This is a genomic window from Alteromonas sp. HB246098, from assembly GCF_054890645.1.
Genome location: NZ_JBTZUG010000004.1, coordinates 45,833 through 68,351, shown reverse-complemented (window position 1 = coordinate 68,351; position 22,519 = coordinate 45,833). Strand labels below are relative to the sequence as shown.

The window sequence follows — 22,519 nt, the reverse complement described above, 5'->3', positions numbered from 1 at the left end:
CCCAATTTTTAGAATGTATATCTAGCACTTAGTGCATACCTTGCGCCAAACTCATCCAAGTTCCAAAGCATTGCACTGGTGCGTCCATGGCGACGAATATTTTCTTCAGTAATATTGATACCTTCGAAGGCCACTGTTAAATCTTCGGTTATATCGTATGAGATACTCAAATCAATTTGTGAATAAGCTTCGGTATAGCCCGGCTCATTAATATACTGAGACGTAGTGTCTAAGAACTTGTCACGCCAGTTGTATGCAATACGAGCTTGCAGCGCGTCTTTCTCGTACATGAATACTAGGTTTGCAGTGTCGCTTAATCCCACTAGCGCGAACTGAGTAATTGAGGGTGCCGCTTCATTGTCAAACCCGATATCACCTTTAACAGACGTGTAGTTCGCTAACACACCAAAACCACTGTCGCCAAAGAAGTGTTGCGCAGCTACTTCAAAGCCATAGATATTTGCGGCTTTATTGTTCACTGGCTTTGAGTTGATAAAAGTGATGAGAGGGTCGTCGCTGTTCGGTAGAATATCGAACTGCTGCTCAAATTGTTCATCGGTTAATGAGTCATATTCAATACCGTTTTCTATGGCAGCAACCATATTAAAGAGAGATGTATCGTTTACCGGTATTCCACGGGCTTCTAACTCTGCACGCGCAGCTTCTGCGCGCGGGCCATTTGTCACATCTCTTAGGCCGAATACGTTCTCTTCAACTTGTTCATTACCTATGAAATTTTTCACCCGCTTGTCGTAAAAGCCCACTGATACATAGCTTGTTTCATCGAAATAGTACTCAACAGATAGGTCTAAATTATCAGACTCAAGCGGTATCAAAGATGGGTTACCAGAACTCGCCGTTGCAGTAATACTATCGGTAAGCAGCGTAGGTCCACTTTGCGGCGACACTGACGCAGCAGCACTTAGATTGTTATAGGTAGGGCGCGCAATTGTTTTGCTGTAAGAGAATCGAGCAATCACATTTTCAATAATTTCAATATCGAAGTCTAACGCAGGAAGCACATGGTCATAGCTGGCTTCCACTTCAACGTCTTCCATTTCACTACCGAAGCGTACATTGAAATCGTTATTTCCTTCCCATGCTATACCGCTGGGCAAACTAATATTTGCAATTGAAGTAACATCGGTATTTTCGTAGCGTACACCGGTCAGAAGGTTATATTCCATTCCGTTTAATTCGCCCGATAAGTCTAGCTCGAAGTAAACGGCGGTAATATCTTCTTCAATAGTTCTGTTGGTAGCAAACGGGTTGTTAGCAACTAAGTCAAAACCATACTGCTGCGCTGCAAATGCACCAATCTCAGCCACGCTCCCAGTAAAACCTTGAGAAAACATACCATCGGTATTGAAGTCATCAAATTCGCTTGCTAAATCGAGCGGAGTTAGCGAGCCTGAAGGTAATTCACCAGGGTTTTCTATACCCCAATTACCCATTGTGTGGCGCGTTAGTGACTGAAGCGATGTACTTTCCATAGAACGCGACTCTATACCAAAGTTAATGCTTCCTGTGTCCATCGTATAAGACCCATCAAGACGGGCTTGAGTAATTTCAGTATCTTGCGATGAAAAGTTCATATCCAAAATTGACGTGCCCACATCATCTTGATCTAACACGCCGTTACCGTTCAAGTTGTCCCGCGCGGCATCGTCAAAATCAACAAACATAACAGGGAAATCGCCGCTAAAGTCGACGCCTTGCCCTTTAACCACATTTGCACCTAGCCCTAAGTTTGTCCACGTCCCATAAGGGGCATCTGGGCGGCCTTCAGCTGACGAGTTATGAAGATCAAAAACCAGCGTAAAGTCATCGTTAACGAAGTACTCAAGGTTTAGGCCAATCGATTTATTTTCGTTTACTTGGTTAAGTTCTTGTAGCGCTAGGCCTAAATCGCGAGGAAGCAAATCACGGCGCTCTTGTGAAATTAATATTGGTGTTTTAACTGCTTCATCATCGAAAGTTAGCTCAGCGAAATACCTATCGTCCATCCAAATTGACTGTTCAGCACGCGCTTCATAAAGATCTTGTTTCGAATAAGTATAATCAAGCGTAGCCGTCATTTTTTCTGAGGGCGCAAATTGGAACGTTAGCTGTGCATTGGTTCTCTCACGCTCTCGGTCTGCCATGTAGTAACGAAGGTCAGAAGGAATAGCAAACAGTTGTCCCATAGCTGGCGCATTATTTAATACAACAGGGTCACCGCTGTCTGGGTTCGCTGGGTCTGGAGATTGAGGAACAGTTCCATCGAAAGGATTTACTCTCCATTGATTAACAAATGCACCTTGTGCTGCACTGTCGCGCTGCTGGAAAGAGCCCGTAAATGTGACGCCAAATGTATTATCGTCATTAAGATAATTAATAAATCCTGACAGTTCTGGCGTAACATCATCACCCACGCGATTTGTTGTATCGTGCAAGGCTTTAGCACCAACACTAGCAGTTATACCGTTGTCTGCTGCATCAAATGGGCGAGCAGTTCGAATGTTAACCGTTGCACCTATACCTCCCGTGGCAATGCTCGCTCTGCCCGTTTTATACACCTCCACTGCCCGCACACTTTCAGAAGCAAGGTCAGAAAAATCGAACGCACGAGAAGTTGGCGTCCCGCCACCTCCAGGTAAAGCAGAGCCTGGCATGGTCCTACCGTTTAAGGTGACCATGTTAAAATCAGGTCCAAAACCACGGGCAGTGACTTGGCTACCTTCACCATTATTTCGACTGATTGAGATACCTGTTATCCGCTGAAGGGATTCAGCTAAGTTCGTATCTGGAAACTTTCCGATGTCTTCCGCTGAAATGGCATCGACAACGCCCGACGAGTCACGCTTTATTCCCATCGACTCTTGAACACTGCTTCTGATACCGGATACCTGAATCACTTCAATATCGCTGTTCGAATCTTGTGCGGCGACCGGTGACATAACGCCACTGCTTAATGTGGTTCCCAGTATTAACGACAAGCTTGTTGCGATTTTACTTTTGTGTGGTGTTTTGTGTGTCACGATCGCTCTCTCTTTCATCTGTTATATAAGTGTGTTTGAACCTTTAGCGCTTCAGAAAGGGCTTTCTCAAAAAACGAACAAAAAAACCTCGATAAGAAAGCGCTTTCCGAACATTAATTCAACAAATGAATTAGATCAACACATTTTTTACAATAATTTCACAGGGAGTGTGCTTCTCTAAACTAATGAACAATAAAATTAAAGTAAAAAAGATATTAAATTCATAAACATAATATAAAAGATTGATTTTGACTCACTATTTTTTATTTATGTCAGATAATTGACCACCCCTATATCTGTTAACTTAAAAATGACATTATATTGAGAAAGCGCTTTCTAATTGTATTTTATTTGTGCTATAACTCACCTCTATTAAAAATTTATCATACTGCTTTACTGCGCAATATGGTCTTTGCGCAGGAAGAAAAGAGGTTATCTATTATGCACAGTATTTCTCTGCCCGCAGACAGTCCTTTGTTAAAGCAATCATTTCTTTATGGAACCGCTACCTCAAGCTTCCAAATTGAAGGTGATGTAGAAAATCGCCTAGAGTGTATATGGGATAGATTTTGCGAGCGTCCTTCTGCAATTGCCGATCATTCTAATGGCGATGTGGCCTGCGAGCACATTGCGCGTTGGAGAGAAGATTTCGAGATTCTGTTAGACCTTAATGTAGACGCTTACCGCTTCTCTATTTCTTGGCCTCGCGTCATGACGCAAAACGGTGAGTTAAACCCTAGAGGCGTAGCCTTCTACAAAACATTAATTGATGCCCTAAACGACAAGGGCATTAAGCCATTCGTAACACTTTATCATTGGGATCTGCCGCAATATTTAGAAGACAAAGGCGGATGGCTATACAGACAAACGGCTTATGAATTCCAAAACTATGTGGATAAAATTTCCCGTGCTCTTGGTGAAAACGTTTTTTCTTACGCCACCTTCAATGAACCATTTTGCAGTGCTTATCTCGGATATGAAATTGGCGTACATGCGCCGGGCAGGACGGGAACGAAGAATGGACGCACTGCAGCTCACCACATTTTGCTAGCTCATGGTTTAGGTATAAAAACACTTCGAGAAAACGTTCCAAACAGTGAAGCCGGTATAGTATTGAATTTCACGCCATGCTACCCCGCCACACAGAAATCAGAAGACTTATTAGCCACCCGCAAAGCTGATGAATATATCAATCAGTGGTATATGCAGCCAGTAATGGAGGGAAGCTATCCTGAAGTCTTATTTGAGCTAGACGAAGCAAACAGACCACCGATAGAAGCAGGGGATTTGGAGATTATTTGCCAGCCTATCGACTTCTTAGGTGTTAACTTCTACACGCGTTTACACTATTCAGCGCCGAATGAAAAAAACGCATTGTTTTTCGAACACCCTCACCAAGGGCCGCTAACCGATATTGGGTGGGAAATCTATCCAAAAGCACTTTATGATTTACTTACGTCATTAAATGAGCGGTACACGCTGCCTCCTATTTTCATTACTGAAAACGGCGCTGCTATGGCAGATAAATTAATAGACGGCAAAGTTAACGATGTGGACCGTGTTAAATATTACGATGAGCATTTAAATATGGTCCATAAGGCAGTCAAAGAAGGAGTAAAAGTGAGCGGTTACTTCGCATGGAGCCTCATGGATAACTTTGAATGGGCAGAAGGTTATGAAAAACGATTTGGCCTCGTTTACGTTGATTTTGAGACCCAGAAGCGCACACCAAAACTTAGCGCAAATGCTTACAAAACTTTGCTAGCAAGTAGAACATAGTGATATTGGAAAAAACGATGGACCATAAACTGACTATAAAAGAAAAAATAGGTTATGGAATGGGCGATGCTGCTGCTAACTTAGTTTGGCGAGGCGCGCTTGCCTACCTTGCAGTATTCTATACCGATACCTTTGGTATTACTGCAGCCGCCGCGGCCATGTTGTTCCTCGTGGTTCGTCTTTCAGACGGCGTTACCGATATCATTATGGGGATGATTGCCGACAGAACACAAACCAAAATGGGAAAGTTTCGGCCATGGATACTAGGCTCAACGCCATTTCTTGGCCTTTTTATGATCCTTTGTTTTACTACACCAGAACTTTCCTACCCTGGCAAGCTTGTTTATGCCTACCTTACTTACATCGGACTTACACTGGCGTATACGGTTAATAATGTGCCTTACTCAGCGCTAATGGGTGTAATGACCACTGACGATAGGGAACGAACAAGTCTATCTGGGTTTCGCTTTGCTGGCGCTTTTTTAGGTGGTTTAGTAGTTATGGGCTGCTTGCCCATGCTAGTAAATTGGTTAGGAAAAGGTAACGATGCGACTGGCTATCAGTATACGATGTGGCTATTTGCTGCCTTGTTGGTTGCGTTGATGTGCATTACCGTATTCACCACAAAGGAGCGTGTGACCATACAAAAATCATCTCAATGCTCTCGCCCTTTGTCATCTGAACTTTCTGATTTAGCTAAACAGCTGCCACTAATTTTAATTCCACTTTTAGCGATAACAGCCTTTTTCTATTTCCGCGATATACTAACTGGCGTGATTTTTATTGCTGTTATGGTGTTCACCTCCATAGCAATTAAACAGCTAACTCGTCGCCCAGAATCTATGAACACCCGCTCACAGCAGGATATTATCGATTTACTGTCAAACAAACCTTGGTTGATACTCTTGGGAATGGGGTTTTTGACCATGATGTTTAACGGTATCAAATATGGCGTTATTGCTTATTACTTTAAATATTATATGGGAAATGAGCTACTCACAGGGTACTTCTTCATTGCTCTACTCGTGGTATCCATATTTGGTGCGCTAACTACGGCTAAGCTATCTTCAATAATGGGACGAAAGAAGCTTTTTATAGTCGCGCTTTTAGCGAGTAGCTTACTAACCTGCGGCATTTACTTTGTGCCCCAAGGTAATGTGATCGGAATATTCATTCTTGGCTGCAGTGCCGAATTTTTTGCAGCTATTTTACCTACCTTATTTTTCTCTATGCTGGGCGACTCCGCGGACTATAGTGAGTATAAAACCGGACGTAGAGCGACAGGTTTGGTTTATTCAGCGGGCTCTTTTGTCCAAAAGACAGGGGGGGGCTTTGCAGGTGCTTTAGTACTATTGGTGCTGGGCAGCTACGGTTACAACGGGCTCGATGTCAATACTATCAACCAATCTCTTCCTGGTATGAAGTCATTGATGAGTTGGATACCTGCGTTATTCGGCTTCGCTGGAGCAGCTCTTATCTGTTTGTACCCTTTAAATGATGAGAAACAGCGAGAAGTCACTAAAGCTTTGCTTACTCGACGTAGCGAACAACCGCTTATAACGGCATAATACAAACACGTTAAGTGATTGATTTAAGAAACGAGGTTTTTACACGTGCCTACCATTTACCAAGTTGCCGAGCGCGCAGGTGTTTCTCTATCTACCGTATCCCGCGTTTTAAACGGAAAAGCCTCGGTAAATAAGGTGCTGCGAGAACGGGTGGAAAAAGCAGTAGAAGAATTAAACTACCGTCCAAATTCCGTCGCCCGCTCTTTGGCTAATAGCCGAACAGACAGCATTGGTGTGCTTGTACCTGAACTAAACGCTCCTTTTTTTGGCGACTTGATGCAGGCAGTAGAATCAACGTTACGTGCTGCAGATAAGCACGTCATCATTACTGTAGGGCGAAACTGCTTAGAAACTGAAAAAGATGCGGTCGAATTCTTAATAAGCCGTAATTGCGACGCACTTATCATGCACGCCGAGGCGCTGTCAGATGAATACTTATTAGAACTTAATCAGTCCAAACTTCCTATTGCTTTAGTTAACAGGCAAGTCGAAGGTCTCTCTGAAGCGTGCACTACGCTGGATAATGAAAAAGGGGGATATCTTGCCACCCGCCACTTACTCGAATTAGGCCATAAAAACATTGCGTATATATCAGGTCCAATAGAAAAGCGAGACGCCAAACTGCGTTTGGAAGGGCACAATCGTGCGCTGTCTGAAGCTGGGCTTTTAGTTAACTCCGAACTCGTCTTTGAAGGCAATTATACTGAGGAAGACGGAAAGCTTGGGTTATTGGAACTTATGGCTCGCGACCAACCATTTACCGCATTAGTATGTGCTAACGATTGGATGGCGTCAGGCGCAATAAGCTGCGCCCGAGATTTGGGTATGAGTCTTCCTCACGACCTATCAATTGTTGGTTTCGATGACGTCGTTTTCGCACATCATGTATTTCCCCGACTTACGACGGTAAGTAACCCTGTTGCTAACATGGCCGAGATGTCAGCAAAATACATTTTAAACAAAGTTTATGGGCAAGCTAATGACGTTAAACTGAGCTTCGAGCCCACGCTTATACTGCGTGAATCTACTATGAAGTATGATGGCTAAGATAATTTGTAAATCTCTACTGCTGCAGAAGTACAAAGAAAAATCTATTTATATATTGTAAGCGGAACCAATCTGAACTGTAGCCCATATGGTTATGGGAAAATAGCATATAGAGCCTGTTCCATGTGGAACATGGCAAAACGTCAGCATCGTGTATAAGTATCGGACGCCTCCGAACTATATAAATTCCCTTTGTAATCGAGAGCGCATTTACCCCTGCTAATTAGACAAGCTAAGCTCTAAGCTACATTTATCTTTCAGTTAAACTACAAATGAATCACCTAAGACGTTAGGTTATCGAAAAATAGGAGTTTACTTCCGATGTAGGCACAGTAGATTTATCAGCATAACGCGGAAAGTTTGGGGAAAAATCATGAAACATTTTTTGTTGGGTTTGGTATGGCTTTGTTTAGGGGTAGGAACAAAGGTCATTGCCAATACTGCCGAAGCCACTGTAAATCGAACCCTTGATGCGCTGCATCACAATGCGTCCGTTGCTAACTTTAAAGCGTATTTCAGCTTGTATCACGAAAATGCCATATTCATTGGTACTGACGCGTCGGAAGTTTGGGATAAAGAAACGTTTAAAGCCTATGCGAAACCCCATTTCGATAAAGGTACGGGATGGACGTATTACCCTAGAGATAGACACATCTATTTTTCGCCAGACCGCAATATAGCTTGGTTCGACGAGTTGCTAGACAATAAGAGTTTAGGCGAAACAAGGGGGACTGGTGTTCTGATAAAAGTTGGCGAGGATTGGAAGCTAGCACAATACCATCTAGCTATACCGATTCCTAACTCAATAGCTGACAGCGTTGCCGAACAAATTAAAACAATGGACAACGAAAAAGCCCCGCTTTAATACGGGGCTTTTAGCGCTTTCGCTTACGTACTAGGCATTAGGTATTAGATTGGGTAAGCGGCTGAATTTCCATCTCAACGCGACGGTTCATAGAACGGTTTGCCGCACTGTTGTTAGGCACTTTTGGCGAGTATTCGCCCATGCCGACAGTGGTAATACGTGTGGGGTTAACTGAGTAGTTAATCAGTAAGTTTTTAACTGCACCTGCACGACGCTCAGATAAAGACTGGTTATACTGCTCTGACCCCGTATCATCAGTGTGGCCTTTAATCATCAATACGGTTTTTTCGTAGTTGTTTACGACTTTAGCAACATCTTGAAGCACTGGGTTAAAGTTAGGGCTAATGCTCGAGCTATCTGTAGCAAATGTAATATCTCCAGGCATGATCAATCGCAGATTATCGCCCTCACGTACCACTTGAACACCAGTATCAGAAAGTTCGCTTCGAAGTTCTTCTTCCTGTTTATCCATGTAATTACCAATTGCACCGCCTGCGATAGCGCCTACCGCAGCGCCCCACGCATAGCGACTTTTATCGTTATCGCCAGTAGCTTTACCAAGCAGTGCGCCTACTACAGCGCCGATTGCAGCGCCTTTTTGCGTATTGTTAGGGTCATTTGCACAACCAGCCACCGTTAATGATGCAGCAATCAAACTTACAGCAAGAGTCTTTTTCATAACTTCCTCTTTTTCGATTAAAAGCCCAGCATTGAGAAGTGCCAGATGTCCATTGCCACTCTCAATAGGCTTTGTATAAAAACTTTTATTAATTCCTTAACCTTATACTCAGGTTTAGCAATTAACGTTCCACTCATTATTTTCGAGATAGGTAGCAGGGTATTGATACTACTATCTATATTTTAGAATTAAAAAATTATTGCTGTTAGATCAGTGATAAACGACGAGTCCTTCTTATCCTGATTAGCTAATCTCGATAAATTCTAAATGACACATTCTGAACCCAAGCTAAACAAATGCGTTTATTTTTGTAAAATGAGAGAAAAGAGATGGAGCGACACAGTGTAAACTCTACACTGTGTTGCCAATAAGTAACGTTTTAACCAACCGAAACTGAACGCTCAAAGAATGCATTTACATCTATTTTGTAGTCTGAAGCGATAACAGCCTTTGTGATGCTTACGGTTTTATCTATAGATAGGTCAATATCTTTCGGTGTTAAATAATGACTGTTACGGACGGAATAGAAAACCTTTACCAATGGTGTAAGAGGTGAACCTTTCTGTTCCAGTACCATAGCTAGCCTTTCATTAGACAGTAATACTAGGCTACCTACGGGATAAACACCTAAGCATTTTATGAATTGCTGAACAAGTGACTTATCAAGTCGGGTGGGGGCATCATTCATTAAAATAGAGAATGCTTTTTGGCTAGACATACCTGCTTTGTAGACCCTATCCGCAGTCAGCGCATCGTACATATCTGCGATAGCCAACATACGTCCTGCTTTGCTAATGTCGTCACCCTTGGTTCCGGCTGGGTAGCCTAGACCGTCTAAACGTTCATGGTGTTCACTAATCGCCTGTATAAGCGGTTGCGCTATGTCTGTTTCTTTTAGATAGTCTACGCCGTGCTTTACATGCCCCTTCATAATATCCATTTCGCTATCTGTTAAGCGACCTGGTTTATGAAGTATTTCATCTGGAATTTTTATCTTTCCTAAATCATGCAAAAAACCCGCGTAAGAAAGATCTTGAACCTCTTCTTCTGACATACCTAAAAACTTGCCAAAATTCGCTAACAGAATAGCAACGTTAAGGGAGTGTTCTAGTAAGTAATCATCTTTTTCGCGAATTTTAGTTAAGCAAAGCAGCGCATCAGGATTTCTATCAACTGACTCCACCAACTTGCTCGAAAATGCTTTTGGAATGCTTGCATCAAAAGGTGTTTCCTTTTGAACACTAGCAAGCAAAAGCTTTTGAATCGCTTTGCCTTGTTCGTGAAGTTTAGATGCCCTCGTTAGCTCATTTTCAAGGGAAACTTTTTTAGCTTTTTCAGTCTTATTCGAATTATTCGGCTTACTATTGCCCGTAGAAGAAGTCGAATTATTACTAGGATCAAATGCTTTCTCAGTATCGATTGCTAATGTTTTTACGCCTTGCTTTTTCAATACATTAACGACATCGTTTGATATAACACGCCCTTGGCTTTTAACTGTTAAAGTACCTTTTTGCTCTAGTATTTGATGAACAAACATACCCGGTATTAGCTGATCTATCGTAATCTTTTTAATCATTCTAAATGCACAACACTATTTTCCAAATGCAGTTCGGTGCTATTAAGGAGTTTCATAACTGCAAACCCTAATACTCTAACTCTACCAGTATAGTGTGTAAATCTGGCATCCATGCGAATTTTCTCATATTGACCCGGTTATTTTTAACTACAACACCTTCCGCTGTTAAACGCTGTCGTTGCTCCTCTGCTTTTTCCGAGCCAGCAGGAAAAGCAATTTTTCCGTCACTACGTAATACTCGATGCCAGTTACAGTCTATGTTTATCTCTCTTAAACATTTTCCCATCATTCTTGCTCTGCCAGGTAACCCACATAAATCAGCGAGTTGGCCGTAACTAATTACATGTCCTGATGGTACGTAAGAAAGCGTTTTCTCTACTCTAGATTGTACGGCTTCACCTGCCATGTTGTATATTATCCTATCTGGTAAGTTGCGCTGTTAAATAGGTGATTGCGATAAATAAACGCAGTTAACATTGTAAAAAAAGGTAGAGAAATTAGGTAATGCGCCTTTATTGTAAAAAATGTGGATACCCCGAAGCAACGTGTATCTGCGTCCATATTAGCACTGTGAATACGTCATTGAATATCATCATTATTCAGCATGAAAAAGAAGCCTATCATGCGAAAAATACTGCAAGGCTAATTTCTTTGTGTATTCCAACAAGTCGTATTGTTCTTACAAATGATGCGCAAGCTATGGGTAGCTTGCCCAACGAGTGCTCTCTAGAACATACAGCACTCATGTATCCCAGTGATACCAGTATGCCGATAGAAAGAACTGCACCAGAAAGACTAAAGCAATTGTCTACCTTGTTGTTAATAGACGGCAGTTGGAAACAGGCATTCGGCATAGTTAAACAACATCCATGGCTCGCTACTTTGCCTACATTTCACTTTTCGTCGGCGCCAACGTCTAATTATGCAATCCGCCACACAAAATTAGAGCACGCGCTCTCTACACTCGAAGCGACGGCCTATGCGATAAGTTGTTTAGAAAAAACCGACGTATCTGCACTTCACGAAGCACAGTGTGCCTTACAAAAACATTGGCGAGGGCCAAAGTCCCATAGAAGACAAATCTAACGCTTAAAAGGCCACAGGCTTTTCTAAATGTTCATTGGTATAAAGCCTTCGTGCTCTTTAATTAAACTTATCCAATGGCGAATAGCAGGGTACGCCGACAAGTCGAAGCCGCCTTCATGAGCTACATGGGTATAAGCAAACAGTGATATATCAGCTAAGCTAATGGTATCGCCTATCAAATAGGGTGTGTTATTAAGTTGATGTTCCATTACCTCAAGCGCTCGGTATCCACCCGCTTGCTTAGACTCATATTCCGCTTTTCTGTCATCAGGCAACCCTAAATAGATATTGATGTAGCGGGCAACGGCGATATAGGGTTCGTGGCTATACTGTTCGAAAAACTGCCACTGTAACAGTTGCGCAAAGTGATAGGGGGAAGAGGGAACGTAGGGCGTATTAGAAGCAAGGTAATGCATGATAGCGTTTGACTCTGACAACACCCTTCCGTCATCGAGTTCAAGTATGGGAATTTTACCGTTAGGCGTTTTTTCAAGAAAGGACGGCGCTCTGGTCTCCCCCTTCATAATATCAACATCAACCCATTCACAGGCTTTGCCTAATAGAGAAAGAAGCAATTCGAGTTTGTAGCAGTTTCCAGAACGTTTATCGCCGTATATTCGCACAGTGGTAATCTCAATACAGTTAGGTAGAAGGCAACATGCAAGTGTTTCAGCTTAAGCTCGCTGATTCACTTAGCTACATTAACCTTTATCTATACACGCAGTAAAATTAGAATTGCAGTATTTTTCTTTCAGGCCAAGTAAATATTCTATTTCTTTGCTTCTTTCTGACGTCACGCTTTCTTTGATTAGGCGATCTATCCTTCTATCTAAATCGCTCGCCAGTAACAGCTTTGTCTTACCTAATTTACGATAATAATTGATTAACGGCGAAACGAGTAGGAGTGTTAAAAACAGGCATAATGAAGATATAAAAACCATATCAAACAGATGAACCGATAAATTTATCCAAAATACAGGCATTATCAAGAACACCAATAATGTTGTGGCTATAGTGATAGCGGCAACGGTTATTACACTTTTATACATCCTTATTTTGACGATAAGCTCCATACCTTCAGTATCGAGAAATGTCCTTAGGTGCCGGTTTACTGTCGTTATTTGGAATATATATAGGGACATGAGTAACCAGAAAGGTATAGCTCCCATTGCAACGATGAAGACCTCTTTCTCGTTAATTCTTGAGATCAGTCCTTCAGTTACCATGTACAATATAGGCATTATAAAACCTAAAGACACTGACCAAATTAGGTGTTTTTTAAATTGCTCTGACAAAGCTTTTCTATGTAGCCAAAAATCATGACGTCGTTTAGTTAATTCAAGGATAAGCAAAAGATGCTTGGCAACACTCTTTTGAATGACTCTAATAGATAAAAGAAACGCGCCACTAAGCAGTGATGTTCCGATTGCAGTATTAAAATCTCTCTGTGCATCCAGAGAGGCGATATCTAACTGTATGGTGCCGCCAATAATGTGTAGTACGATCATGGAGGTTGCAAGCAGTAAGGGATACGTTAGGTTTTCTAGTAAGTTAACTTTATTCATAAGAGAAAATTAGAACCATACCCCAAGAAACAGTTATTAATAATACGCACGCAATAAACCTTATTTTATCTTTAACCCCGAATAGGTTCATCGATAGCGAATTTATCCTTTCTAAATCTTGTTCGTACAACACTAGCTTTTCTGAAGATATCTCTTTATTTACTAATACATTAAGTTCTTCACATTTTTTATTTTTACCTTGAAGCCACTTAGATTGTAATTTTAGAACAGGATGAAATAGGTAAAACGCGATAATGGATAAAAACAGTAACGTCATAGCAATATCTAAAAAAGGAACGTTTTTGTTAACCCAAAATATTGGGAAAAGAGAAAATGCTCCAATGGACAAAGTCGCGTTAATTAAGGATAAACGGGCCAAAGAGGAGAGAGAGTTTAAATAGTCAATGTAGTTCTCAGTCTGACTTAGTACGTACTTTTTTAAATAGTTTACGTTTGACGTTGATTGAATTAAAAAGAGAAAAAACAAAAACCAAAAAAGTACTGCACATCCTGTAATCACGTATTGATACCACTTTACCTCGGAAAAAAGGAGGTTTTCTATAATTACGTACGTTACCGTCGCAAAAACAGCAGTAATGAGGCTATTTATGATGTGTAGCTGAAATTTTGTGAAAAGTTTTTGCCTATGCTGACTCAAATGACTCAATTGATTTGTTTTTACCAACATTGAGATCAGTGTGCTTAGTACATTCTTATGATTCAATTGTAAACAAAACCAAAAATACCCAGAAAGCAAAGTCATGGCAATTGCAGAGTTAAAGTCTCTCTGTTCGCGAACGCTTCCGTCACTATCCAGCGCTAAAGCACCACTAACGTAGTGTACAACTAGAAGAACAACAACCAATAAGAATGGATACAATCCTATAAATACACCGTTATGCGCATTTGAATATGGATTTAATTTCATTATTTAAATAATTATTTAAAGGTAGCTCTTCCTGCTTTCAATTAATTTAATAAACTCGAAAGAAGCATACCCATGGGCTACTGATAACATCACAACCTTAAGCTTTAAAGCCTGCGTAAGCAATATAAATAAACGTAAGGGAATGTGAACGTTTACTTTTCGTTCGACAATAAAAAACCCGCCAGTTGGCGGGTTTTTTCAAAGCTGTGCTTTTTACTTGCGTAACTTCTGAATAAGACGAAGTTGTGCAATTGCTTCTGCAAGCTCGTGAGCTGCTTCTGCATAGTTAAAGTCAGCGCCTGGATTGGCGATGTGCTCTTCTGCACGTCGTTTGGCTTCTTGTGCTGCCTGCTCGTCAAGATCTTCAGCTCGAACCGCGGTATCAGCCAGTACGGTAATGTTGTTAGGCTGTACTTCTAGTACACCACCTGCAACATAGATAACTTCTTCTTCACCGTGCTGTTTAACCAAACGCACCATACCAGGTTTAATAGCAGAGATAAGTGGCGCGTGACCTGGGTTAATACCCAATTCACCTTCGCTACCTGTCACCTGAATCGATTCAACGCGTCCTGAGAAAATCGCTTTCTCCGCGCTTACTACGTCCAAATGTACTGTCATTGCCATGTGAACCTCCTGATTAGGTACGTTAGCATGATGCTAGGCTAGCTAATGCTAGCCCCGCTATTATGCTTTCTTGGCTTTCTCTAGCGCTTCTTCGATAGAACCAACCATGTAGAAGGCTTGCTCTGGAAGGTGATCATACTCACCGTCTAGAATGCCTTTAAAACCACTGATTGTGTCTTTTAGAGAAACATATTTACCAGGTGCACCGGTAAATACTTCTGCTACGAAGAACGGCTGAGATAGGAAACGCTGAATCTTACGAGCACGTGATACTACTTGCTTGTCTTCTTCAGATAGTTCGTCCATACCTAGGATCGCGATGATGTCTTTCAGCTCTTTATAACGCTGAAGAACAGTCTGTACGCCACGTGCTACGTCGTAGTGCTCTTGACCGATTACTAGTGGGTCTAACTGACGAGACGTTGAATCTAGTGGGTCTACCGCAGGGTAGATACCAAGAGAGGCGATATCACGAGAAAGTACTACCGTTGCATCCAAGTGAGCAAAGGTTGTCGCTGGAGATGGGTCAGTCAAGTCATCCGCAGGTACGTATACCGCTTGGATTGACGTGATTGAGCCAGTCTTCGTTGACGTAATACGTTCCTGAAGTACACCCATTTCCTCTGCAAGAGTAGGCTGGTAACCTACCGCAGATGGCATACGACCTAGAAGTGCTGATACTTCAGTACCTGCTAGTGTATAACGATAGATGTTATCTACGAAGAATAGAACGTCACGACCTTCGTCACGGAACTTCTCAGCCATAGTTAGACCGGTAAGTGCAACACGTAGACGGTTACCCGGTGGCTCGTTCATCTGACCGTATACAAGCGATACTTTATCAAGTACGTTTGAATCGTTCATTTCGTGATAGAAATCGTTACCCTCACGAGTACGCTCACCAACACCTGCGAATACTGAGAAACCGCTGTGCTCGATTGCGATGTTACGGATAAGTTCCATCATGTTTACAGTTTTACCTACACCCGCACCACCGAATAGACCAACTTTACCACCCTTAGCGAATGGACAAACCAAGTCGATTACTTTGATACCAGTTTCTAGTAGTTCTACCGAGCTAGACTGATCTTCGTAGCTAGGCGCTTCACGGTGAATAGACATACGCTCTTCTTCACCAATTGGGCCTGCTTCGTCGATTGGGTTACCCAATACGTCCATGATACGACCTAGTGTCTTCGTACCAACTGGAACCATGATTGGGTTACCGGTATTTTCTACTGTAAGACCACGTTTTAGTCCGTCAGTAGTACCTAGTGCGATGCCACGAACAACACCGCCACCTAATTGCTGTTGCACTTCCAGGGTTAGACCTGACAAGTCACCTTCGGTAACTCGTAGTGCGTCATAAACTCTTGGTACCGCATCTTGTGGAAATTCAATATCCACAACGGCGCCAATGATTTGGACGACCTTACCTTGACTCATAATTTGTCCTCGTTATCTCTTTTAAACCTTTGCCTACACCGCTGCGGCACCGCTAACAATCTCACTGATTTCTTGTGTGATTGCAGCCTGACGCGCTTTGTTATATACCAGTTGTAACTCATCAATGAGGTTACCGGCGTTGTCGGTTGCTGCCTTCATGGCAACCATTCGCGCAGCTTGTTCTGACGCCGCGTTTTCTACAACACCCTGATACACCTGAGACTCAATGTAACGAACCATTAGTGCTTCCAAAATTTCTTTTGGATCTGGCTCGTAGATGTAGTCCCAACGATGTTGATATTCTTCGTCTTCTGACTTTGGCAAAGGCAATAACTGATTGATCACAGGTTTCTGTGTCATGGTGTTAACGAAGTCATTGAATACCAAGAATACTCGGTCAATTTGTCCTTCGTCGTACGCTTTAAGCATAACGCGTACAACACCCACTACATCGCTCACAGACGGCTTGTCACCTAAACCAGATTCAGCAGCAAGCAACTTGCCACCAAAACGGTTGAAGAAACTGCACGCTTTAGAACCTAATGCAGCGAAATCCACTTCTACACCCTGTTCACGCCATTTTTTGACGTCTTGGGTGACGAGCTTAAATTCATTGGTGTTCAAGCCACCACATAAGCCTCGGTCAGTGGAAATCACAATGTAACCGACGCGCTTGACTTCACGCTCTTCCAAATATGGATGGCGATATTCAAGGTTACCGTTTGCAATGTGACCAATCACTTTAAGCATATTTTGTGCATATGGACGGCCAGAAGCCATACGTTCCTGCGCCTTTTTCATTTTAGACGCAGCAACCATTTCCATCGCACTGGTAATCTTTTGAGTATTTTTGATACTCCCAATCTTACCTTTTATTTCTTTACCGCTGGCCATGACTATCTCTCCGATTACTCAACGAATTGCGCTGGTGGTTAAACACCAGCACCATTGATTACCAAGTTTGTGTCGCTTTAAAGTTTGTTAAAGCGTCGTTCAACTTAGAGGCAATCTCGTCGTTGTAGTTACCTGATTCGTTGATAGTCTTCATAAGGTCAGCGTGTTCGCTGTTCATGTAAGAGTGAAGAGCGGCTTCAAAATCTAGGATTTTGTTCAGCTCGATACCCTTAAGGAAACCTTTTTCTACCGCGAACAGAGATACACCCATGTTAGCAATTGATAGTGGAGCGTACTGCTTCTGCTTCATTAGCTCAGTTACGCGCTCACCGTGCTCAAGTTGCTCACGAGTTGCATCATCAAGGTCAGAAGCAAACTGCGAGAACGCCGCAAGTTCACGATACTGAGCTAGGGCTAGACGGATACCGCCACCCAATTTCTTGATGATTTTAGTCTGTGCAGCACCACCAACACGAGATACCGAGATACCAGCGTTAACCGCTGGACGGATACCTGCGTTAAACAAGTCAGTTTCTAGGAAGATCTGACCGTCGGTAATTGAGATTACGTTAGTTGGTACGAATGCAGATACGTCACCAGCTTGCGTTTCGATAATAGGAAGCGCAGTCAATGAACCTGTCTTACCTTTCACTTCACCATTAGTGTAACGCTCAACGTATTGCTCGTTTACACGTGCAGCACGTTCTAGTAGACGTGAGTGAAGGTAGAATACGTCACCTGGGTAAGCTTCACGGCCTGGTGGACGCTTAAGTAGTAGTGAGATTTGACGGTAAGCAACAGCTTGCTTAGACAAATCATCATATACGATTAGCGCATCTTCACCGCGGTCACGGAAGTATTCACCCATAGTACAACCAGAGTAAGGCGCTAGGTACTGAAGCGCTGCAGACTCAGAAGCAGATGCTGCAACCACGATAGTGTGGTCAAGGGCACCGTGCTCTTCTAGTTTACGTACTACGTTAGCGATAGTAGACGCTTTCTGACCAACCGCTACATACACACATTTAATGCCTGTACCTTTTTGGTTGATGATAGCGTCAACAGCCATTGCTGTTTTACCACACTGACGGTCACCGATGATAAGCTCACGCTGACCACGACCTACTGGGATCATGGCATCAACTGACTTATAACCAGTTTGTACTGGCTGGTCTACTGATTGACGTTCAATTACGCCAGGAGCAATTTTTTCAACTGGCTCGAAACCAGCTGCGTCGATTGCGCCTTTACCATCGATAGGCTCACCTAGTGTGTTTACAACACGACCAAGAAGTGCGTTACCTACTGGTACTTCAAGAATACGGCCAGTAGATTGTACTTTATCGCCTTCTTTCAGGTCCGCGTAAGGACCCATAACAACTGCACCTACAGAGTCTCGCTCAAGGTTTAGTGCAATTGCGTAACGGCTTCCAGGAAGCTCAATCATTTCACCCTGCATTACATCTGCAAGGCCATGAATGCGGATAATACCGTCAGTTACTGCGACGATAGTACCTTCATTACGTGCTTCACTGCTTACATTGAACTGTTCAATTCTTTTTTTGATCAGTTCAGCAATTTCAGTGGAATTAAGTTGCATGCTCTTATCCCCGTTATGCTTGCAACGCGTCTGCTAGACGGTTCAATTTCGACTTTACGGAACCATCAATTACTGTATCACCGGCATTTATTACCATTCCAGCGATCAGGGCAGGGTCCACGTTACAATTAAGCTTCACTTTACGTGCCAAACGTTTTTCCAAAGATGCTACCAATTCATTTGTTTGGGCATCAGTCAGCGTAGATGCTGAGGTTACGTCCACTTCTACTTCTTTATCGTAATCCGCTTTAAATGCGTCAAACAAAGTAGAAATTTCAGGCAACGCGGCTAAACGTTTATTCTCAGCCAGAACCTTTACTAGGTTTTGACCGTGTTCGTCGAGTTGCTCACCACACACATTATTAAAAATGTCGGCTAGCGTATCAGCGGCGATAGCACCAGTTAGCAACTGGTGCATATCTTCATTTACTGCTACTTCACCTGCAAAGGTGAGCATTTCTTGCCATTTTGCAACGGCATTTTTCTCGACAGCAAAATCGAAAGCAGCTTTAGCATAAGGACGAGCAACAGTAGTCAATTCAGACATGGCTCATCTCCCAATTAAAGCTCAGCGACAAGTTTTTCAACAATGTCGTTTTGTGCGTTAGCATCGATTTCACGTTGTAAGATTTGCTGTGCGCCAGCTACTGCAAGTGCAGAAACCTGCTTGCGCAAATCTTCTTTGGCACGATTGCGTTCAGCTTCAATCTCGGCATAACCAGAAGCGATAATTTTTTCGCGTTCCGCATGACCTTTTTGCGTTTCATCGTCAACCAATTGGTTGGCACGCTTTTTAGCCTGCTCGATAATTTCAGCTGCTTGCGCTTTCGCATCTTTCAATTGCTCAGTAGCTTTCGCTTGAGCAAGCTCTAGGTCTTTCTCTGCACGTTCAGAAGCTTCAAGCCCATCGGCAATTTTCTTCTGACGTTCTTCAATCGCTGCCATTAGTGGAGGCCATACATATTTCATGCAGAACACCACGAACACAGCGAAGGCGATTAATTGACCAATAAAAGTGGCGTTAAAATTCACAATCGCCCCTCCTCTTAAAGTTCGCTAAAAAAGTGTTTAGTAATATTAGGCACCAACAGCGAACAATAGGTATAGAGCGATACCAACACCGATCATCGCGATGGCGTCGATAAGACCCGCTACGATGAACATCTTAACTTGTAGTTGAGGTGCTAGTTCAGGTTGACGAGCAGCAGATTCTAGGAATTTACCACCTAGTAGACCGAAACCAATAGCGGTACCTAGGGCACCAAGACCAATCAGTAGTGCAACAGCGATGTATAACATTTACGTCTCCGATTTAAGTTAAATTTAAAGTTAATGTTTAAAAGTCAAACTCTGTAAAAACGGTGCCGATTACAAATTAGGATCGACACCCGTTAATGCTTAGTGGTCTTCACACGCCAGGCTTAAATACACGATGGTTAGCATCATGAAAATAAACGCTTGAAGCGGAAGTACCAAAATATGGAACACAGCCCACATGAAGTGCAGTGGAAGCTGGAAGTAGCCAATCGTCGCGATAAGGATGAAGATTAGCTCACTCGCATAAAGGTTACCGAACAAACGCAGTGCTAGTGAAAGCGGGCGCGCAAGCAAAGTAACCGTCTCAAGAATAAAGTTCACCGGAATAAAGATTGGGTGACCGAAAGGCTGCATAGTTAGCTCTTTCGCAAAACCACCGATACCTTTCATCTTGATTGAATAGAAAAGGATAAGGATAAACACGCCTGAAGCCAGTGCGAACGTCAAGTTAAGGTCAGTGGTTGGCACTGCCTTGTTGTAAACGTCGTGTGGATCCATGCCAAAAGCCGCTTGGCCGATAAGACCAGATACCCATGGAATTAAATCAACTGGCACCAAGTCCATTAGGTTCATTAGCAATACCCATACAAAGATGGTCAGTGCTAATGGCGCGATTAATGCGCTCTTACCATGGAAAGTGCTTTTAACGTTGTCGTCAACGAACTCGACAACAAGCTCAACAAACGCCTGCATTTTGCCAGGTACGCCCGTTGTCGCTTTTGATGCAACGCTTCTAAAAATGATTAAGAAAAGAAGACCAAGACCAATAGACCATGCCAGTGTATCAACATGCCATGCCCAAAAACCGGCATCAGAACACGCTTTGTTAAACGCAATTCCGTTGTCGGTTGAGCACATGGTGGCATTGGTCAAGTGGTGCTTGATGTATTCTGAGGTAGTATATTCAGATGCCATTGTTTAACCCAAGTTGTAAAGTGTAAAAATTTGGTGACTGGTTCTTATATCTCATTCGGTCGAAAACATGGTTTTCGTTATCGCAACGACTCGCGTTGTCTTTATTGCTTCGTACCGTAATGAAACATAGCTAGCCCGTGGCTAGCAGTTGTAATCACAAATGCCATGAAAATTTCTAATGGCGTGGCGTTTAAACCTTTAAAAGCAATTACAAATAAAATGATTGTCAGTGCCAGCTTCAATTTTGAGCCTTGGCTAAAACTTCGTGCAACAAGTTGGTTTTTACTTGCACCTACGTATCGAAACGCGAAAGCCATAAAAACACTATTGGGCAGGATACTGATTAAAGCGCCTGCTGCTGCCGACATGGCGGAATGACTTCCCCCTGCAGCACCTGCGATGACCGTAACGAATAGGGCCGTGACAGCCTGAAAAAGTAGCCCTTTTTTTGCGAGTTTTAACCCGCGCTTTGCTAACTTGTTCGTCACTTTTACTCGCAGCTTGTTCACGTCTTACAAAAAGCGTCAGAAGTATACTGTTTTACCGACAATTTTCAACAGTACAACGCTTTTTGAAAGTTATTCTGAAAATTTTCTATTGCTATAACCGGAAAGGAGAGTGTCCGGTGTTAGCACCGAACAGCGTATCAATTGCGGGTAGGCAAAGAGATCATCTCAATTATTATTATTTTAACCTATTGAATTTTAGAGATAATTCCATCTAATTGTTCAAGGTCGCTAAAGCTAATCGTTAGCTTACCTTTGCCTTTTGCATTGTGATCAATGCTCACAGGTGTGCCCAAATTTTCTGAAAGTCGTGTCATAAGGTTTTGCACGTCAGGGTCAACTTTCTTCTCTGGCTTAGGTTTAGCGGGCTCTAAAAGCTTTTTAACAAGCTTTTCAGTATCGCGCACGGTAAGACCTTTGCCCGACACTACTTGCGCCGTTTCTGACTGAGTTTCACCTTCTAGCGCTAACAGCGCTCTAGCATGACCCATTTCAATATCGCCATGCTCAACTAACAATTTCACGTCATCGTTTAAATTATTCAGGCGAAGTAGATTTGTCACCGTGGTACGTGATTTGCCCACCGCTTCGGCCACTTCTTGATGAGTCAGCGCGAACTCGTTCATTAAACGGTCTAGAGCCTGAGCCTCTTCCATTGCATTGAGGTCTTCACGCTGAATATTTTCGATAAGCGCAATGGCAACGGCGGCTTCATCAGGTACGTTTTTGACTAAACACGGCACTTCGTCTAGTTGTGCTAGCTGTGAAGCGCGCCAGCGACGTTCACCAGCAATGATTTCATAACGGTGCTCGTCGACTTTTCTGACTACAATAGGCTGAATTATACCTTGTGCTCGAATTGACGAGGCTAATTCTTCTAACGCCTCAGGCGACATGTCTTTACGAGGCTGATATTTGCCTGGCACTAAGTATTCAATAGGCAGTTTGCTTAACTCGCCGTTGGATGAATTTACCTCGGCGACATCTTGTTCTTTCTGAGCAGATGATTGGCTGGTTGCGAGTAGCGCATCTAAACCGCGGCCAAGGCCTCTTTTACGTGCTGACATAGTGTCCTCTATGGCATGTGCTGATGGTATTCAG

The 22,519-nt window shown here is 42.8% G+C and carries 22 protein-coding genes; 5 read left to right on the top strand and 17 right to left on the bottom strand.

Annotated features, from left to right (window positions below):
• Nucleotides 1-8: 8 nt before the first annotated feature.
• Nucleotides 9-2,939, bottom strand: a complete 2,931-nt coding sequence (locus ACYTPF_RS10245) for a TonB-dependent receptor (protein ID WP_461852330.1) — start codon at nucleotides 2,937-2,939, stop codon at nucleotides 9-11.
• Between the two features lie 522 nt (nucleotides 2,940-3,461).
• Here ACYTPF_RS10245 and ACYTPF_RS10240 point away from each other — a divergent pair.
• The 4 genes from ACYTPF_RS10240 to ACYTPF_RS10225 all read left to right on the top strand — a co-directional run bounded on the left by ACYTPF_RS10240 (nucleotide 3,462) and on the right by ACYTPF_RS10225 (nucleotide 8,279).
• Nucleotides 3,462-4,799, top strand: a complete 1,338-nt coding sequence (locus tag ACYTPF_RS10240) for a GH1 family beta-glucosidase (RefSeq protein WP_461852138.1) — start codon at nucleotides 3,462-3,464, stop codon at nucleotides 4,797-4,799.
• Between the two features lie 17 nt (nucleotides 4,800-4,816).
• A complete protein-coding gene (locus ACYTPF_RS10235) occupies nucleotides 4,817-6,367 on the top strand; it encodes an MFS transporter (protein ID WP_461852137.1) in 1,551 nt (516 codons plus the stop codon).
• A gap of 45 nt (nucleotides 6,368-6,412) precedes the next feature.
• On the top strand, nucleotides 6,413-7,414 hold the full coding sequence (locus ACYTPF_RS10230; RefSeq protein WP_179985086.1) for a LacI family DNA-binding transcriptional regulator: 1,002 nt from the start codon (nucleotides 6,413-6,415) through the stop codon (nucleotides 7,412-7,414).
• 373 nt (nucleotides 7,415-7,787) lie between these two features.
• Nucleotides 7,788-8,279 (top strand): nuclear transport factor 2 family protein, encoded by a 492-nt coding sequence (locus tag ACYTPF_RS10225; protein ID WP_461852136.1) that lies wholly within the window; start codon nucleotides 7,788-7,790, stop codon nucleotides 8,277-8,279.
• Nucleotides 8,280-8,316: 37 nt separating this feature from the next.
• On the opposite strand, the gene ACYTPF_RS10220 is transcribed toward ACYTPF_RS10225, so the two are convergent.
• From ACYTPF_RS10220 to ACYTPF_RS10210, 3 genes are all read right to left on the bottom strand, one after another.
• A complete protein-coding gene (locus ACYTPF_RS10220; RefSeq protein ID WP_179985088.1) occupies nucleotides 8,317-8,958 on the bottom strand; it encodes an OmpA family protein in 642 nt (213 codons plus the stop codon).
• Between the two features lie 379 nt (nucleotides 8,959-9,337).
• Complete coding sequence (locus ACYTPF_RS10215; protein WP_461852135.1) at nucleotides 9,338-10,534, bottom strand: HD-GYP domain-containing protein; 1,197 nt, start codon at nucleotides 10,532-10,534, stop codon at nucleotides 9,338-9,340.
• A 67-nt stretch (nucleotides 10,535-10,601) separates the two neighbouring features.
• Complete coding sequence (locus tag ACYTPF_RS10210) at nucleotides 10,602-10,940, bottom strand: MGMT family protein (protein ID WP_269917852.1); 339 nt, start codon at nucleotides 10,938-10,940, stop codon at nucleotides 10,602-10,604.
• A 98-nt stretch (nucleotides 10,941-11,038) separates the two neighbouring features.
• On the opposite strand from ACYTPF_RS10210, the gene ACYTPF_RS10205 reads away from it, so the two are divergent.
• The gene (locus ACYTPF_RS10205; RefSeq protein WP_461852134.1) at nucleotides 11,039-11,620 is read left to right on the top strand and encodes a tRNA-uridine aminocarboxypropyltransferase; all 582 of its coding nucleotides are present in this window, start codon (nucleotides 11,039-11,041) and stop codon (nucleotides 11,618-11,620) included.
• A gap of 23 nt (nucleotides 11,621-11,643) precedes the next feature.
• Here ACYTPF_RS10205 and ACYTPF_RS10200 read toward each other — a convergent pair whose 3' ends face one another.
• The 13 genes from ACYTPF_RS10200 to ACYTPF_RS10140 form a co-directional block, all read right to left on the bottom strand.
• A complete protein-coding gene (locus ACYTPF_RS10200; protein WP_461852133.1) occupies nucleotides 11,644-12,243 on the bottom strand; it encodes a glutathione S-transferase family protein in 600 nt (199 codons plus the stop codon).
• Between the two features lie 78 nt (nucleotides 12,244-12,321).
• The gene (locus tag ACYTPF_RS10195) at nucleotides 12,322-13,185 is read right to left on the bottom strand and encodes a hypothetical protein (RefSeq protein ID WP_461852132.1); all 864 of its coding nucleotides are present in this window, start codon (nucleotides 13,183-13,185) and stop codon (nucleotides 12,322-12,324) included.
• Entirely contained in the window at nucleotides 13,178-14,113 is a 936-nt protein-coding gene (locus ACYTPF_RS10190; RefSeq protein WP_461852131.1) for a hypothetical protein, read from the bottom strand. Before ACYTPF_RS10190 ends, ACYTPF_RS10195 begins: the two co-directional genes overlap by 8 nt.
• 213 nt (nucleotides 14,114-14,326) lie before the next feature.
• Nucleotides 14,327-14,740 carry a F0F1 ATP synthase subunit epsilon gene (locus ACYTPF_RS10185; protein ID WP_012520215.1) on the bottom strand — a complete coding sequence of 138 codons (414 nt, stop codon included), beginning with the start codon at nucleotides 14,738-14,740 and terminating at the stop codon, nucleotides 14,327-14,329.
• A gap of 60 nt (nucleotides 14,741-14,800) precedes the next feature.
• Complete coding sequence (atpD, locus tag ACYTPF_RS10180) at nucleotides 14,801-16,186, bottom strand: F0F1 ATP synthase subunit beta (RefSeq protein ID WP_012520216.1); 1,386 nt, start codon at nucleotides 16,184-16,186, stop codon at nucleotides 14,801-14,803.
• A gap of 33 nt (nucleotides 16,187-16,219) precedes the next feature.
• The gene (gene atpG, locus ACYTPF_RS10175) at nucleotides 16,220-17,080 is read right to left on the bottom strand and encodes a F0F1 ATP synthase subunit gamma (protein ID WP_012520217.1); all 861 of its coding nucleotides are present in this window, start codon (nucleotides 17,078-17,080) and stop codon (nucleotides 16,220-16,222) included.
• A gap of 58 nt (nucleotides 17,081-17,138) precedes the next feature.
• Entirely contained in the window at nucleotides 17,139-18,680 is a 1,542-nt protein-coding gene (atpA, locus tag ACYTPF_RS10170) for a F0F1 ATP synthase subunit alpha (protein WP_269917847.1), read from the bottom strand.
• A 13-nt stretch (nucleotides 18,681-18,693) separates the two neighbouring features.
• Nucleotides 18,694-19,227: a F0F1 ATP synthase subunit delta gene (atpH, locus tag ACYTPF_RS10165; protein ID WP_025257159.1), complete on the bottom strand. Its 534-nt coding sequence runs from the start codon at nucleotides 19,225-19,227 to the stop codon at nucleotides 18,694-18,696.
• Nucleotides 19,228-19,241: 14 nt separating this feature from the next.
• The gene (atpF, locus tag ACYTPF_RS10160) at nucleotides 19,242-19,712 is read right to left on the bottom strand and encodes a F0F1 ATP synthase subunit B (protein ID WP_269917846.1); all 471 of its coding nucleotides are present in this window, start codon (nucleotides 19,710-19,712) and stop codon (nucleotides 19,242-19,244) included.
• A 45-nt stretch (nucleotides 19,713-19,757) separates the two neighbouring features.
• On the bottom strand, nucleotides 19,758-19,979 hold the full coding sequence (gene atpE / locus ACYTPF_RS10155; RefSeq protein WP_012520222.1) for a F0F1 ATP synthase subunit C: 222 nt from the start codon (nucleotides 19,977-19,979) through the stop codon (nucleotides 19,758-19,760).
• A gap of 99 nt (nucleotides 19,980-20,078) precedes the next feature.
• Complete coding sequence (gene atpB / locus ACYTPF_RS10150) at nucleotides 20,079-20,912, bottom strand: F0F1 ATP synthase subunit A (protein WP_012520223.1); 834 nt, start codon at nucleotides 20,910-20,912, stop codon at nucleotides 20,079-20,081.
• Between the two features lie 101 nt (nucleotides 20,913-21,013).
• Nucleotides 21,014-21,400, bottom strand: coding sequence for an ATP synthase subunit I (locus ACYTPF_RS10145; RefSeq protein WP_461852130.1), 387 nt, complete (start codon nucleotides 21,398-21,400; stop codon nucleotides 21,014-21,016).
• Between the two features lie 206 nt (nucleotides 21,401-21,606).
• Entirely contained in the window at nucleotides 21,607-22,485 is an 879-nt protein-coding gene (locus ACYTPF_RS10140) for a ParB/RepB/Spo0J family partition protein (RefSeq protein ID WP_461852129.1), read from the bottom strand.
• Nucleotides 22,486-22,519 lie beyond the last annotated feature (34 nt).

Coding starts and splice junctions, on each gene's coding strand:
- ACYTPF_RS10205 (WP_461852134.1), top strand. CDS start 11,039: ATGCGCCTTTATTGTAAAAAATGTGGATACCCCGAAGCAACGTGTATC.
- atpA (WP_269917847.1), bottom strand. CDS start 18,680: ATGCAACTTAATTCCACTGAAATTGCTGAACTGATCAAAAAAAGAATT.
- ACYTPF_RS10185 (WP_012520215.1), bottom strand. CDS start 14,740: ATGGCAATGACAGTACATTTGGACGTAGTAAGCGCGGAGAAAGCGATT.
- atpE (WP_012520222.1), bottom strand. CDS start 19,979: ATGTTATACATCGCTGTTGCACTACTGATTGGTCTTGGTGCCCTAGGT.
- ACYTPF_RS10220 (WP_179985088.1), bottom strand. CDS start 8,958: ATGAAAAAGACTCTTGCTGTAAGTTTGATTGCTGCATCATTAACGGTG.
- atpD (WP_012520216.1), bottom strand. CDS start 16,186: ATGAGTCAAGGTAAGGTCGTCCAAATCATTGGCGCCGTTGTGGATATT.
- ACYTPF_RS10195 (WP_461852132.1), bottom strand. CDS start 13,185: ATGAATAAAGTTAACTTACTAGAAAACCTAACGTATCCCTTACTGCTT.
- ACYTPF_RS10210 (WP_269917852.1), bottom strand. CDS start 10,940: ATGGCAGGTGAAGCCGTACAATCTAGAGTAGAGAAAACGCTTTCTTAC.
- ACYTPF_RS10225 (WP_461852136.1), top strand. CDS start 7,788: ATGAAACATTTTTTGTTGGGTTTGGTATGGCTTTGTTTAGGGGTAGGA.
- atpB (WP_012520223.1), bottom strand. CDS start 20,912: ATGGCATCTGAATATACTACCTCAGAATACATCAAGCACCACTTGACC.
- ACYTPF_RS10240 (WP_461852138.1), top strand. CDS start 3,462: ATGCACAGTATTTCTCTGCCCGCAGACAGTCCTTTGTTAAAGCAATCA.
- ACYTPF_RS10245 (WP_461852330.1), bottom strand. CDS start 2,939: ATGTCACCGGTCGCCGCACAAGATTCGAACAGCGATATTGAAGTGATT.
- atpG (WP_012520217.1), bottom strand. CDS start 17,080: ATGGCCAGCGGTAAAGAAATAAAAGGTAAGATTGGGAGTATCAAAAAT.
- ACYTPF_RS10140 (WP_461852129.1), bottom strand. CDS start 22,485: ATGTCAGCACGTAAAAGAGGCCTTGGCCGCGGTTTAGATGCGCTACTC.
- atpH (WP_025257159.1), bottom strand. CDS start 19,227: ATGTCTGAATTGACTACTGTTGCTCGTCCTTATGCTAAAGCTGCTTTC.
- ACYTPF_RS10235 (WP_461852137.1), top strand. CDS start 4,817: ATGGACCATAAACTGACTATAAAAGAAAAAATAGGTTATGGAATGGGC.
- ACYTPF_RS10190 (WP_461852131.1), bottom strand. CDS start 14,113: ATGAAATTAAATCCATATTCAAATGCGCATAACGGTGTATTTATAGGA.
- ACYTPF_RS10215 (WP_461852135.1), bottom strand. CDS start 10,534: ATGATTAAAAAGATTACGATAGATCAGCTAATACCGGGTATGTTTGTT.